At 39.7% G+C, this 12316-nt stretch carries 15 protein-coding genes and 1 pseudogene; 9 read left to right on the plus strand and 7 right to left on the minus strand.

Features of this window, described 5'->3' with window-relative positions; translation table 11 throughout:
* Positions 1 to 8 precede the first annotated feature (8 nt).
* Both C1A12_RS07445 and C1A12_RS07450 read left to right on the plus strand, forming a co-directional pair.
* The gene (locus tag C1A12_RS07445; protein WP_101843191.1) at positions 9 to 326 is read left to right on the plus strand and encodes a YuiB family protein; all 318 of its coding nucleotides are present in this window, start codon (positions 9 to 11) and stop codon (positions 324 to 326) included.
* Between the two features lie 67 nt (positions 327 to 393).
* Positions 394 to 1026 (plus strand): 3D domain-containing protein, encoded by a 633-nt coding sequence (locus tag C1A12_RS07450; protein WP_101843192.1) that lies wholly within the window; start codon positions 394 to 396, stop codon positions 1024 to 1026.
* A gap of 34 nt (positions 1027 to 1060) precedes the next feature.
* Here C1A12_RS07450 and C1A12_RS07455 read toward each other — a convergent pair whose 3' ends face one another.
* Positions 1061 to 1537, minus strand: coding sequence for a divergent PAP2 family protein (locus C1A12_RS07455; RefSeq protein ID WP_101843193.1), 477 nt, complete (start codon positions 1535 to 1537; stop codon positions 1061 to 1063).
* Between the two features lie 135 nt (positions 1538 to 1672).
* On the opposite strand from C1A12_RS07455, the gene C1A12_RS07460 reads away from it, so the two are divergent.
* The gene (locus C1A12_RS07460; RefSeq protein WP_101843194.1) at positions 1673 to 3154 is read left to right on the plus strand and encodes a leucyl aminopeptidase; all 1482 of its coding nucleotides are present in this window, start codon (positions 1673 to 1675) and stop codon (positions 3152 to 3154) included.
* A 362-nt stretch (positions 3155 to 3516) separates the two neighbouring features.
* On the opposite strand, the gene deoD is transcribed toward C1A12_RS07460, so the two are convergent.
* Complete coding sequence (gene deoD / locus C1A12_RS07465) at positions 3517 to 4227, minus strand: purine-nucleoside phosphorylase (protein WP_101843195.1); 711 nt, start codon at positions 4225 to 4227, stop codon at positions 3517 to 3519.
* Between the two features lie 368 nt (positions 4228 to 4595).
* Between deoD and C1A12_RS07470 the strand changes: the two genes are divergently transcribed.
* Together C1A12_RS07470 and C1A12_RS07475 are read left to right on the plus strand one after the other, a co-directional pair.
* Positions 4596 to 5084, plus strand: coding sequence for a cation:proton antiporter regulatory subunit (locus tag C1A12_RS07470; protein ID WP_101843196.1), 489 nt, complete (start codon positions 4596 to 4598; stop codon positions 5082 to 5084).
* A gap of 6 nt (positions 5085 to 5090) precedes the next feature.
* Positions 5091 to 6269, plus strand: coding sequence for a cation:proton antiporter (locus C1A12_RS07475; protein WP_101843197.1), 1179 nt, complete (start codon positions 5091 to 5093; stop codon positions 6267 to 6269).
* A 2-nt stretch (positions 6270 to 6271) separates the two neighbouring features.
* Here C1A12_RS07475 and C1A12_RS07480 read toward each other — a convergent pair whose 3' ends face one another.
* Positions 6272 to 6655, minus strand: a complete 384-nt coding sequence (locus C1A12_RS07480) for a kinase-associated lipoprotein B (RefSeq protein WP_101843198.1) — start codon at positions 6653 to 6655, stop codon at positions 6272 to 6274.
* A gap of 112 nt (positions 6656 to 6767) precedes the next feature.
* Between C1A12_RS07480 and C1A12_RS07485 the strand changes: the two genes are divergently transcribed.
* Positions 6768 to 6971, plus strand: coding sequence for a hypothetical protein (locus tag C1A12_RS07485; protein ID WP_101843199.1), 204 nt, complete (start codon positions 6768 to 6770; stop codon positions 6969 to 6971).
* A 44-nt stretch (positions 6972 to 7015) separates the two neighbouring features.
* Positions 7016 to 7624 carry a superoxide dismutase family protein gene (locus C1A12_RS07490; protein ID WP_235001551.1) on the plus strand — a complete coding sequence of 203 codons (609 nt, stop codon included), beginning with the start codon at positions 7016 to 7018 and terminating at the stop codon, positions 7622 to 7624.
* Between the two features lie 364 nt (positions 7625 to 7988).
* Here C1A12_RS07490 and C1A12_RS21350 read toward each other — a convergent pair.
* The 3 genes and pseudogenes from C1A12_RS21350 to C1A12_RS07505 form a co-directional block, all read right to left on the minus strand.
* Positions 7989 to 8262 (minus strand): annotated as a pseudogene (locus C1A12_RS21350) (transposase); the annotation flags it as partial.
* A 126-nt stretch (positions 8263 to 8388) separates the two neighbouring features.
* Entirely contained in the window at positions 8389 to 9570 is a 1182-nt protein-coding gene (locus C1A12_RS07500; protein WP_101843201.1) for a MalY/PatB family protein, read from the minus strand.
* A gap of 192 nt (positions 9571 to 9762) precedes the next feature.
* Complete coding sequence (locus tag C1A12_RS07505) at positions 9763 to 10113, minus strand: helix-turn-helix domain-containing protein (protein WP_101843202.1); 351 nt, start codon at positions 10111 to 10113, stop codon at positions 9763 to 9765.
* Positions 10114 to 10259: 146 nt separating this feature from the next.
* Between C1A12_RS07505 and yugI the strand changes: the two genes are divergently transcribed.
* Positions 10260 to 10649, plus strand: a complete 390-nt coding sequence (gene yugI / locus C1A12_RS07510) for a S1 domain-containing post-transcriptional regulator GSP13 (RefSeq protein WP_101843203.1) — start codon at positions 10260 to 10262, stop codon at positions 10647 to 10649.
* Positions 10650 to 10678: 29 nt separating this feature from the next.
* On the opposite strand, the gene C1A12_RS07515 is transcribed toward yugI, so the two are convergent.
* A complete protein-coding gene (locus C1A12_RS07515) occupies positions 10679 to 10918 on the minus strand; it encodes a DUF378 domain-containing protein (protein ID WP_101843204.1) in 240 nt (79 codons plus the stop codon).
* Positions 10919 to 11063: 145 nt separating this feature from the next.
* Here C1A12_RS07515 and C1A12_RS07520 point away from each other — a divergent pair, with 145 nt between their 5' ends.
* Positions 11064 to 12230 carry an iron-containing alcohol dehydrogenase gene (locus C1A12_RS07520; RefSeq protein ID WP_101843205.1) on the plus strand — a complete coding sequence of 389 codons (1167 nt, stop codon included), beginning with the start codon at positions 11064 to 11066 and terminating at the stop codon, positions 12228 to 12230.
* The last annotated feature ends 86 nt before the right edge of the window (positions 12231 to 12316 follow it).

Genomic DNA, 12316 nt, shown 5'->3' on the forward strand with positions numbered 1-12316 from the left:
ATCTTCTGTTGAATGTTGTACAATTTGCTGTATCCATGCTTCTGTTTTTTGTTCTTTTCTTCGGAATCGGGTTCTTGTTAAACATGATTCTGCGCTCTTCGTGGATAATGGCTGTATTCTATCCTGTTGTAGTCTTGCTTATTGTAGATAACTTTAAGACTGGTTTATATTTTACCAATCCGGCTGAAGCCTTTTCTACTGTGTTCAGTATGCTTACTAATTTAAAAGTGGTAGATATCATTATTTTATCAGCCGGTTTCATCGGTACGATAGCAGCTGGAATTGTGATTAGATGGCTTAGGAAAAATGGTTATCAAATGTTCTAATTCACACTTTAAAATTGAATAAAAATTCACTACTTTGGACATGATGAACATCGAGAGGTGATTCATCATGTTTTTGGTGCTTAAGCGGCTGGGATTGCTTTTATTGTTTCTAGGGGCTGTATACAGCACCTGGTATAATATTTCTAATGTATCGGTGAAAGATCTAAATGAATGGTTTAGAAATAAGGATAGAGATAAAAGTATGCAGGCGAGCTTTTATACCTCCAGTCAGCAGGCGGCATCTGCCCAATCTCTCGAACACTCAGAGTTGACCAACTTTCTCGATCTTGCTCAATACCCTTCACGTAATGTTGTAGCAACTGGGTATACAGCGGGTTATGAGTCTACCGGCAAGAATAAAGATCACCCTGCATATGGTATTACTTATTCAGGTGTAGAAGTTACCCGGGATTTATATTCTACAATTGCGGCTGACACGGATATTTTTCCTATTGGAACTATTCTTTTTATACCTGGTTATGGATATGGTGTGGTAGCTGACACAGGCTCAGCTATAAAGGGGGATAAAGTAGATTTATATTATCCTACAGTGGACGCAGTTTATCAAAATTGGGGTAAGCAGAATGTGGAAGTATATGTAATTGAAGAGGGAGACGGCACATTAAAAGAAGAAGAGCTGATCCATTATAATAACAACGAAACTATGCAAGTATTTCGTGAAGCCATATTAAATGAGTAAAAATCCGGCTGTGTAGTACAGGCCGGATTTTTGTTTATTTTATAAGTGCATGTAATAGGGTGGTTAACAGAACACCTGTAAGACCACCAAAGAATACTTCGATCGGTTTGTGGCCTAACAATTCTTTTAACTCTTCCCTCTTTTGGAACTGCTCCTTATTTGCCCATTCTCTTGCTTCATTCACAAATCGATGGAAATCATTCAGTAAGATATTCAACATAATTGCTTGTTCTCCCGTTTGCCGTCTAACTCCGGTAGAATCAAACATAACAATAATAGTAAATACAGCGGCCACAGCAAACATCGAAGAATCAAATCCCTGATCTAATCCCACTGCAGTTGAAAGAGCTGTCACTGCTGCGGAGTGACTGCTGGGCATGCCTCCAGTACTAAAAGCGAGGCCGGGATTGAGGGTTCTGGATGCGATAAATTGAATGGGTATTTTTACTATTTGAGCAAATAGGATAGCTGCAATAGAAGCCCAAAGCGGAAAGTTGTGGAGTAAATCCATTTCTGTAACGAACATCCTCTCTCAACTGATAATACGTGTCGTATAATGATTGTAGCATATTACTAAAATATTTGTCTGTTCTGTAATAGGAAGAAATAAAATATTTTAGTATACTTTAGTTGGGAGGAGATCAGAATGTTTCAAATTACTAAATCTTATAAGAATGAAGAGGAGACGCTTGTAATAGGTTTATTTACGAATAAGGCCCCTTCGCCGACGTTTAATAATTTAAATGAGCAATTAAAAGGGGCTCTTCAGCGCTACATACAAGACGGAGATATATCGACTAATTATAAAGAAATAGAAAAAGTATTGGTCCCTGAATATTCAGGGGTTAAAAGAATTTATTTTATCGGACTAGGGAATGAATCGAGCATAAATAAAAGCAGGTACCGTAAAGCTTTCGGGAATTTATTTAAGAGAATGCAGAAGGATGGGATCCAGCGTGCTGCTGTTGATGTAAACAGCATTCTTTCAGTTTTTGCAACTGAAAATGATTGTGCTTCCCTTATTTCAGAATGTATGGGAATGGCTACTTTTCAGCTCTCTCACTTTAAAACAAAAAAACAGAAAGAAACAGCTTATATTGACCAGTTAACCCTGATTACAGAGGCAGAGGAAAGCGAGTTAATGTTTTCTTTAGCTGCAGGGTACGCTTTTAGCAAAGGCGTAAATACTGCAAGACATCTTGTTCATTCTCCTGCAAATTTATTAACTGCATCATCTATGGCAGAATTTGCGAGAGAACTGGCATTGATGCATGATTTTTCTGTGGAAATATTAGAGGAAGAGGATCTTGAGAGATTAGGTATGGGAGCTTTATTGGCTGTAAATCAGGGGTCGACAGAACCGCCGGCCTTAATTGTATTGAAGTATCAGGGACTTGAACAATGGGAGAACGTGACTGCATTTGTAGGAAAAGGAATTACTTACGATACTGGAGGATATTCTCTAAAATCGAAAACAGGGATGCCTGGAATGAAGGGGGACATGGGAGGAGCTGCGGCTGTTCTTGGAGCCATGGAGACCATAGGCAGAGTAAGACCTAAGTGTAATATTTTAGCGGTGATTCCTTCTACTGATAATATGATCTCAGGAGGAGCGTTTAAGCCGGATGATGTCATTACTTCAATGAGCGGGCGGACCATAGAAGTATTGAACACTGATGCAGAAGGGCGTTTGGCCTTAGCAGACGGTGTGACCTATGCCAAACAGAATAAGGTGGACCGTATTATTGATGTCGCCACACTTACCGGAGGCGTTGTCACTGCTTTGGGTTCCTGGATGACCGGTGCAATGACGAACAACCAGGATTTCTATAAAGAGATTGAGCAGACTGCCGAAGAAATGGGAGAACCTATTTGGCAGCTTCCTTACAACGAGGATTATAAAGAACAGGTTAGAAAAAGTGACGTAGCGGATTTAAATAACTCTCCAACTAGAAAAGCACATCCTATTATGGGAGGAGCATTTGTTGGAGAGTTTGCGGAAGATACCCCATGGGTACACCTTGATATAGCTGGGACTTCAATGGCAGATGCCCCACATGAGCTTGGCCCTAAAGGACCTACAGGAGTAATGGCGAAAACATTGGCTGCCTATGCAATTAATTCATAAAAAGTACCCTCTATGAGAGCACGCAGGCTGTCGAGAACTTTCTCGACAGCCTTATCTGTGTGCCCGCCTGCCGCTGTCAGACTAGAAAAGGCTCTGTGGCTAAGTGGAAGTACCAGTAGGACGTGTATGGGAAAAAAGAGCGGTTTCGTTTGAATCGACTTTTCAATGAGGGAAATGGATTATCGTCGTGTGAGAATAGAGAAAGCGGAGCGTTGCTTACCAGGTTATAAAGAACAGGTTTCTTGGAAAGGAAAATGTCTGCGAAAAGCGAGTGGGTTTTGGCCGCACGTGCGCATAAAAAAGCTTGTAGAAAAACACGAGGTTTCTCTACAAGCTGAGTGCCCTCTATTGATGACACTTTTTTATTCCTGGATCGCTGCTTCTAATGCTACTTCAATCATTTCGTTAAAAGTAGTTTGACGTTCTTCAGAAGAAGTTTCCTCTCCTGTTAGGATATGATCGCTTACTGTTAGAACGGATAACGCTTTCCGGCCAAACTTGGCAGCTAACGTATAGAGTGCCGTTGTTTCCATTTCTACGGCAAGAACGTTATACTTAGCCAGCAGGTTGAACAAATCCATCGCATTATCGCGATAAAAGCTGTCACTTGTGAATACGTTACCTACACGGAGTTTCAATCCTTTATTAAACCCAGCATCATAAGCGTTCTTCAATAAATTAAAATCAGCGGTTGGAGCATAATCGATACCGCCGAATACCATGCGGTTCATTTGGGAATCTGTAGTTGATGTTGAAGCAAGAATAACATCACGAACCTTGACGTCTTTTTGAAGAGCTCCACATGTACCTACTCGAATCAATTTCTGAACATCATAACTTTCCATCAATTCATTGATATAAATAGAAATAGAAGGAACACCCATTCCGGTTCCTTGAACGGAAATACGTTCACCTTTATAGGTTCCTGTGTACCCATACATTCCTCTAACTTCATTATAGCAAATTGCATCCTCTAAAAAGTTCTCAGCTATATATTTTGCTCTTAGCGGATCTCCGGGTAATAGAATTTTATCAGCAATATCGCCAGGTTTAGCACCAATATGTACACTCATTGGTTGACCTCCTTTTCATTCTTTCGCACTATTAAAATTACCACACTCGTTGGGATAAAACAAATAAACAAGTGGAATGGCAAATAAGCAGCTGATAGAATAAAAATAACCGTATGGATATTATGTAAGCGTTTTAAAGTCAAGGAGCTGTGAAATCCTGAATTAAAGAGGAAAATCTGGCGACCTTATGGTTAGATATTACGATAATGAGTTCGACGAAAACAAAGGGCTTCCGCAATAACCAATTATTCGCTGTTTTAAGGACGATCATTCTTTTAATACGTATAGTATAGAAATTATTGATTTATCTAAAGATACAACGACGCGTTTCCATGAATAACAGCGTCGTGGCAGAAAGGAAGGACGACATGAATATTTCTATTTCTCAGCTGCCGGGAATCGGGCAGAAGATTTCTCTGAAAACAGCCGAAGAAAGTATGCTTGTACTTATTGTTCATCATACCGGCAAACGGGAATTATACTTTTTCGATGATAAGGATAGTGAGGAAGCTGACTTCGCTATGGATTTAACTTCTGATGAAACAAGAGAGCTTGGTGCTCAGCTGTTAGGGGCAACCTATCAGCCTGTGAATGCAGACCAGCTGAAGATATTTAAAAACCAAATTGTGATTGACTGGATTGAACTAAAGCCTGGTTCTCCACTTGTACACAAAACAATAGAAGAATCTGAAGTTCGTAATTTAACTGGCGTAACTATTATCGGTATTGTCAAAGGAGACGAAACAATTGCTATTCCGGATGCAGACACTAAATTGCAGCCTGGAGATGTTATTATGTCAATAGGGAAACAAGATCAAATAGATAGTATGACATCTTTGTGTAATGGAGGGGAATGATCCAACTTGCATACCGACTTTCCTGATTTGTTAGGGGCGGGGCTCATTTTATTATTCATTTTTTATTTGGGGTACCTGAGCCTTAAAATCAAAATGCCAAACGTTATTCTTTATATTCTATTAGGAATTATTTTGGCAGACGCGCTTGCTGAAAGTGAGATCCTTCACTTTGCGAGCGAAGTAGGGATAGTTCTGCTGTTTTTCCTGCTTGGGTTAGAGTTTAATGTGAAACGTCTTGGAGGGATTGCGAAGAAAGTTTGGCCTGCAGGCTTGCTGGATGTGTTTTTAAGCCTGGGAATTACAACGGGAATTGCCTTGTTATTTAATCTTGATTTATTTTCCAGTTTTCTTGTTGGTGGTATTGCATACGCTACAAGTTCATCGATTACAGCAAAGCTGTTGGATGATCGAGGAAGAATGGCGAATACAGAGACAGAATTCATACTTGCGATTTTAATTTTTGAAGACTTAGTAGCACCTATTGTTGTGGCTGTATTATTTGGAGTAAGTTCAGGAGAAAATTTCACAAGCCTGTCTACACTATACTTATTAGGAAAAATAATAGGGTTAACCTTATTAGCAGTCATTATTGGTAAAACTTTATTCAAGAACTTTGAACGCTTTCTTGATCGAATATCAGATGAGGATTTTAAGATTTCACTGCTTATAGGGATTGCTTTAACTTATGGAGGGCTTGCTCTGTTTTTGGGGCTCTCAGAAGTACTGGGAGCTTTTTTGGCAGGTATGATGCTTGCTGAACTAGGAAAGATCGAGAAGGTGGAACAGACGGTGTTTCCTGTTAGGGATTTAATGCTTCCCGCATTTTTTGTTTATTTTGGGACAACCATTGAGCTCGGTAATGGTGTCCCTATGGCTTTGTTATTAGTTATCGTGATCATGTGGTCGATCCTTTCAAAGCTCCTTGTTGGAATCGTGGGAGGGCCTATTTATGGTCTGTCTAAGCGATCGTCTCTGCGAGCAGGTTTATCCTTGTGTGCCAGAGGCGAATTCTCAGTTGTAATAGCAAGTGTCGCAACCGGCACTTTAAAGGCTTTTAGCGGGCTTTATATATTAATCGCTGCATTTATCGGCATGTTTCTATTTGAAAAAGCTCCAAAAATCACGACAAAAATCTATGGTCAACCCTTGAAGAAAAAGAAGAATCTTAAAGTGCCGGGAGATTGAAATTACTTGAAATATTGTTTTTCTAAATCATCAAGCTGTCTTAGAGCTGATTGATTAAAATTGGTTTCACGTCTAATGAGTTTTTCTTTCAGTTTTTCTACTGATTTTCTTAACGAGTCTGTATAGTCGGGAACTTCTTGGTCTTCGAGTATTTCTATTGCTTGTTTGTTTATGTTTGCTTTTTCCAAATAGCTTAACGCCTTTCTTTGGTGAAAAAATACTTCATCTGTCTGCCCGGGATTATGCAAATCACCTTGCATCGGGTGTTTATCAACAGCTAACACCTTAACTAAATAAGCGTGGGGGCGTTCTTCTATAAATTCTCCTATATAAATTCCGGTCTTATAATGAGCCTTTACAATATCACCTTGTTTTAATTCAGTCATATTATTCCTCCTCTTTGTAAGCTCAAAGTATTTTAAATGTGATGGAATGGTTAACATTATTCCACTGCATCTTTTACATGTTATAATATCATCGAAAGGTAGTGGTTGTCTTATGATGGAATTTCTATATTTTCCCGAAGATAAAACAGAATACATTCCAGCTGTTTTAATGCTTGCGGTTTTTGTTATTCTAGCTGGGGTTACAATGTACTTCATTATTAAAAAATCCCGTAAGGAAGAAAGAAAGACGGAAAACTTCTCCCGGTCACATACGGTAAGTGAACAATCAAGTAAAGATTACTCAAACAAGGCTTAGATTATTATATAGTCTTGTTTTTTTTGTTATAAAGTGGACTGCTTATGGAAAAACTAGCCACTATACTGTCTTCTGAAAGGGCGTTGATTATGAAGAAGTGGCTAGGTTTAGCAGGTTTGGTATTATTAATAGGTTGTAACGATGCCAGCCGCTCTCCTCTTGAAACACCAATTTATAACCAAGAAGGGGATCGAATAGGAAATGCAATTTTTACTGAACAGCCTGATGGAGTGGAAGTAAGTGTTACTGCTGAAGGACTTTCTTCAGGCGTACATGGGATTCATGTTCATGAACGACCGGAATGTAAAGGTCCTGATTTTAAGAGTGCAGGCAACCACTTTAATCCAAAGAATGCGGACCACGGGTTAATGAATGAAAAAGGAGCTCATACAGGTGATCTTCCTAATATTGAAGCCGGCGGTGATGGCAAGGTTGACGTAGAATTAATGCTTCCAGAAGCTACACTTAAAGATGGACAAACTTCTCTATTGAGAGATAAAGGGACTTCGTTGGTGATTCACAGTGAGGCAGATGATGGGATGTCTCAGCCGGCGGGTGATTCTGGGGAAAGAGTGGCTTGTGCAGAGATTACCCAAGAGGCTGATAAAGATGAAACCAGTGATCCAACAGAGCTGGATGAGAATAATGAATAAAAACAACTTCCTAGTGTGACTAGGAAGTTGTCAGCTTGTAGAGAACTCCCGTGTTTTTCTGCAAGCTTTTTTTGTGTGCACGGGCGGGCGAATACCGCTCGCTTTCCGCGGACGAACGCCCGGGCCTCCTCGTGAAACCCACACTGCGGGGTCTCGGATCGCCCGGTTTTCCGCAGGAGTCTCGCAGTATTCGCCAGCCCGTAACAGAAAACGACTCTCCTTCACCTGGCTAACCCTGTCCAGGTGAAGGGCAATCTTTTTTCATGTTCAAACAGGCAGCTGTCAGTAATGCCTTTGAACCGGCTTTTGAATGAAGTCAAGTGGATTTATCGAATGAGAAAAGAAAAAGTGGAACGTAGCTTCGCAGATACCAAAGAACTGCACGGGCTGCGTTATTATCGTTTTGTCTTTCCAATTCCAGTTCCGAACGAATCCCATAGAAATAGCCGATAAACATCATTTTGAATACCACAAGAAGATCAAGAGAAGGACGGCCATTGTCTTGCACGTACTCTTTCAGGGATAAAGGAAAAATCTATGTATTGATCAATCTTACGAAGCAAGTGATCTTCGGGCACCAATTCTTCAATGGTCAATATTTCGATTTCATTTTGGCGTTCTTTTCTAGAGTGAAACATGACTAACACCGCCTTAGAGAATTCTTACCTATAGTGTACCAAACTAACGCGGTGAAAAGTGAAAGTTACAGAAAAAAATAAAGACTGTCGAGACTTTCTCGACAGTCTGACAACTTCCTAGCATGACTAGGAAGTTGTTTTTTGCCGTACGGCATCGACGATACGTTGAACCCCATTTTCTATTATTTCCTGGGGAGCAGCAAGGTTCATCCTCATAAACCCTTTCCCTTCTTCTCCGAAAGAAACTCCATCGTTTAGCCCTACTTTAGCTTGCTTTTGCATAAATGATTTAAGTTCAGCCTGGGACAAATTTAGCGAGCGGCAATCCAGCCAGAGTAAATAAGTGCCTTCAAGTGGAACTGCCTTTATTAAATCCGTATGTTTTCTAAACTGTTCTGCAGCGAAGTCTCTATTACTCTGGATTGTTTCAAGGAGCTCCTCCAGCCATTCCTCTCCGTGTATATAAGCATTCTCCATGGCAGTTAACCCCAACGTGTTTAGCATATGCATTCCTTGTTTATCAAAGTTCTTCTTAATGGATTCACGTTTTTCTTTATCAGAAGTCACTATATAAGATGCTTGCAGCCCTGCTAAATTAAATGTTTTTGTGGGAGAGTAGCATGTTACTGTTTGATTGTTCAATTGATTACTTACAGATGCAACAGGGATATGCTTGTGCTCATCCAAAATCAAATCCGCATGAATTTCATCTGAGGCAATGATTACATTATGCTTTACGCAAATCTCGCCCATTTTCTTTAATTCTTCTTCTTTCCACACTCTGCCGACAGGATTGTGAGGGTTACAGAGAATAAACATTTTTACGTTATTTTTTACTATCTGGTTTTCAAAGTCTTCAAAATCGATCGAATACATGCCTTCACTATAGATTAAAGAGTTCTTAACAACATTACGCTGATGTTCTTTGATAACACTGTAAAAAGGTGGGTAGACAGGTGTCTGAATAAGTATGTTATCTTGTTCTTCAGTCAGGGCCTGCACGATCATGTGTAAGCTTGGTATAACTCCAGGACTGTAAGTAATCCAATCGGATTCTATGTTCCACTGATGCCTTTTAGCAATCCAGTCTATTATAGAGCGCTTTATCTCTTCATCAGGCATGGTGTATCCAAAGATTCCATGCTCTACCCTTTGTTTTAAAGAATCGATGACCTCTTGTGGTGCCTGAAAGTCCATATCAGCTACCCACATTGGGAGTATTTCTTTGTCTTGATATAAATGTTCAGCATAATCCCACTTGACTGAGCGGGTACCTTTGCGTTGAATAACATTTGAAAAACGGCTCATATCCTACCACTCCAATCCATTCATTCACTTTCTTAATCATACCTAAAAAAGCTGTTAAGAAAAAATAATGTGATTTCATTTAAAAGCAAAAAAAAAGCAAAGCGATAAAATCGCTCTGCTACACAGGGGGAATACGAGAAAGTCTTACGCTAATAAATATAGCCATTATTTAGGCACTTTAAACCTATTTTTTTATTTTTTTTCGTTTTTTAAGTCATAAAGTAGATTCATAGCTTTTAATACTTCCTCCTCCGAGAAGTCTAACGCTTTTCGAAGCAGAAGTTTAGTTCGTTTCACGCCTACCTGGTTAACCAGTTCCTGTAATTCTTCGTCCATTACCTGGGTTTCGTCGTCTTCCATAAGCTCTGATGCAGGGATATCAAGGACGGTTGAAATTTTCAGTAAGGTGTCCAGTTCGGGAATTCTTTCATTAGATTCGTAGGATTTCAACGTTTGGGTACCGATTCTTGCTTTTAAGGCTAACTCTTCCTTTGATATTTCTTTGAGGTTGCGATACTTTTGGATATTCTCACCAACAGCCATTTATTATCCCTCCTCATTTATAGTTTTATTATAGCATGAACGAGGCGGTGTATCTTTCATGAACTCTTTGCTTAAAGTGTAAAGGTGTGGTAAAATCAATAATTGCGTGAAAAGAAACGAATAATTTATATCAGGAGTTGTATAGCATGTCAGATAAGTTTCAAGAAGGTCAAGTTCTAGAAGGAAAAGTTACAGGTATTCAACCATATGGAGCGTTTGTTGCTTTAGATGAGAAAGTACAAGGTCTTGTTCATATTTCTGAAGTAACACATGGTTATGTAAAGGATATTAACGAACATCTTACTGAAGGTGACGAAGTACAAGTTAAAATTCTAAACATTGATGAAGAGAAGAATAAATACTCTCTTTCTATTCGTGCGACTCAGGAAGCACCAAAGCAGGAACAGCGCCGTCCACGTAAACAAGCTGTTGCAAAACCTCAACAGGAAGAAGCATCTGCAGGTTTTAACACCCTTAAAGATAAACTTGAAGACTGGATTAAGCAGTCAGACGATCGAGAGAAATATCGTAAATAATCAAAAACCCGGCGGTTAGCCGGGCTTTTTTATTTTTCTGTAACATCCGCAGTGGCATCATGGTATTCAGCGGCACGTGAGAAATAGATCGAAATGGCTATAAGTCCGCTAATTCCTACAAGTGTATAAATAACACGTGCGAAAGCTCCACTTTGCTCGCCGCCTCCAAACAAACCTGCCACGAGGTCATATTGAAAGAGACCGATTAAACCCCAGTTAATCGCTCCGACGATAATTAAAAACAATGCTGTTTTTTGGATCCAGCTCATATTATCCCTCCTTTTAATGTTTACATGTATAGGTTAAACATTCTTTTAATTTTTATACACAACGCATTTCTTTTGAGTATCAACTTAATATAAGGGATAATGAGATACTGTAAGAACGATCTTCATACAAGGAAGGAGAATTGAAATGGATTCATTTACATTCCATAATCCGACGAAGTTAATTTTTGGTAAAGATCAAATCCAACAATTATCAGAACAGCTGCCTGAAGGCACCAGAAACGTCCTGGTGGTTTATGGCGGTGGCAGTATAAAGAAAAACGGTGTATATGATCAAGTTATGCAACAGTTAAATCAAGTTAATGTTAACGTGTTTGAATTAGCAGGAGTAGAACCTAACCCTCGCTTGACAACTGTGAGAAAAGGAGTAGAGCTCTGCAGACAAGAAAACATTGATTTCTTGTTAGCAGTCGGGGGCGGAAGTGTGATTGACTGTACTAAAACTATTGCAGCCGGAGCGAAATATGACGGAGATGCATGGGATTTAGTTACCCGCCAGGCAACTCCAGACGGGGCTTTGCCTTTTGGTACAGTGCTGACTTTGGCAGCTACTGGGTCAGAAATGAACGGGGGTGCGGTTATTACAAATTGGGAAACAAATGAAAAATATGGATGGGGATATGCACCATATACTTATCCTGCTTTCTCAATTCTGGACCCTCAAAACACAATCTCTGTTCCGCGTGACCAAACGATTTACGGAATTGTAGATATGATGAGTCATTTATTTGAACAATACTTCCACAATGATACTCAATCCCCGATTCAGGATGAGATGATCGAAGGTGTGCTTCGAACAGTTATAGATACAGCACCTAAGCTTCTTGATAATTTAGATTCCTATGAACACCGCGAAACTATTCTTTATGCAGGTACGATTGCTTTAAATGGGATGCTGCAGATGGGTTATCGCGGCGACTGGGCCACTCATAATATTGAGCATGCGGTTTCAGCCGTCTATGACATTCCACATGCAGGGGGACTGGCTATTTTATTCCCTAACTGGATGAGGCATACTCTTGAAACAAACGTTGAACGATTCGCTCGACTTGCTGTTAAGGTATTCCACGTAGAGGAAGAAGGCAGATCAACTCGCGAAGTAGCAGAACAGGGGATTGAAGAACTACAATCCTTCTGGTCCTCCCTCGGAGCTCCTAAGACTTTAGCTGATTATGAGATCGGAGACGATCAATTTGAAGTAATTATTAACCGTGCGATGAAACGCGGCGCATTTGGTAACTTTACCAAGTTAGAAGAGAATGACGTTGAGAAAATTTTAGAGCTATCGAAATAAAAAAGAGGGCACACATATGTGCCCTTTTTTAAATGAAAACGATTACAAAAACAACTCCACTTGATTTGGTTGTAAGGTTTCGATAA

It is taken from the genome of Halobacillus sp. Marseille-P3879 (assembly GCF_900240285.1).
In the GTDB taxonomy this organism is placed as follows: Bacteria; Bacillota; Bacilli; order Bacillales; family Halobacillaceae; genus Halobacillus_A.

What these genes read in the sequence shown, in the direction of transcription:
- C1A12_RS07470 (WP_101843196.1), top strand. Translation starts at nt 4,596, where the DNA reads ATGAATATTTCTATTTCTCAGCTGCCGGGAATCGGGCAGAAGATTTCT.
- yugI (WP_101843203.1), top strand. Translation starts at nt 10,260, where the DNA reads ATGTCAGATAAGTTTCAAGAAGGTCAAGTTCTAGAAGGAAAAGTTACA.
- C1A12_RS07450 (WP_101843192.1), top strand. Translation starts at nt 394, where the DNA reads ATGTTTTTGGTGCTTAAGCGGCTGGGATTGCTTTTATTGTTTCTAGGG.
- deoD (WP_101843195.1), bottom strand. Translation starts at nt 4,227, where the DNA reads ATGAGTGTACATATTGGTGCTAAACCTGGCGATATTGCTGATAAAATT.
- C1A12_RS07490 (WP_235001551.1), top strand. Translation starts at nt 7,016, where the DNA reads ATGGAAAAACTAGCCACTATACTGTCTTCTGAAAGGGCGTTGATTATG.
- C1A12_RS07515 (WP_101843204.1), bottom strand. Translation starts at nt 10,918, where the DNA reads ATGAGCTGGATCCAAAAAACAGCATTGTTTTTAATTATCGTCGGAGCG.
- C1A12_RS07505 (WP_101843202.1), bottom strand. Translation starts at nt 10,113, where the DNA reads ATGGCTGTTGGTGAGAATATCCAAAAGTATCGCAACCTCAAAGAAATA.
- C1A12_RS07520 (WP_101843205.1), top strand. Translation starts at nt 11,064, where the DNA reads ATGGATTCATTTACATTCCATAATCCGACGAAGTTAATTTTTGGTAAA.
- C1A12_RS07500 (WP_101843201.1), bottom strand. Translation starts at nt 9,570, where the DNA reads ATGAGCCGTTTTTCAAATGTTATTCAACGCAAAGGTACCCGCTCAGTC.
- C1A12_RS07455 (WP_101843193.1), bottom strand. Translation starts at nt 1,537, where the DNA reads ATGGATTTACTCCACAACTTTCCGCTTTGGGCTTCTATTGCAGCTATC.
- C1A12_RS07485 (WP_101843199.1), top strand. Translation starts at nt 6,768, where the DNA reads ATGATGGAATTTCTATATTTTCCCGAAGATAAAACAGAATACATTCCA.
- C1A12_RS07480 (WP_101843198.1), bottom strand. Translation starts at nt 6,655, where the DNA reads ATGACTGAATTAAAACAAGGTGATATTGTAAAGGCTCATTATAAGACC.
- C1A12_RS07460 (WP_101843194.1), top strand. Translation starts at nt 1,673, where the DNA reads ATGTTTCAAATTACTAAATCTTATAAGAATGAAGAGGAGACGCTTGTA.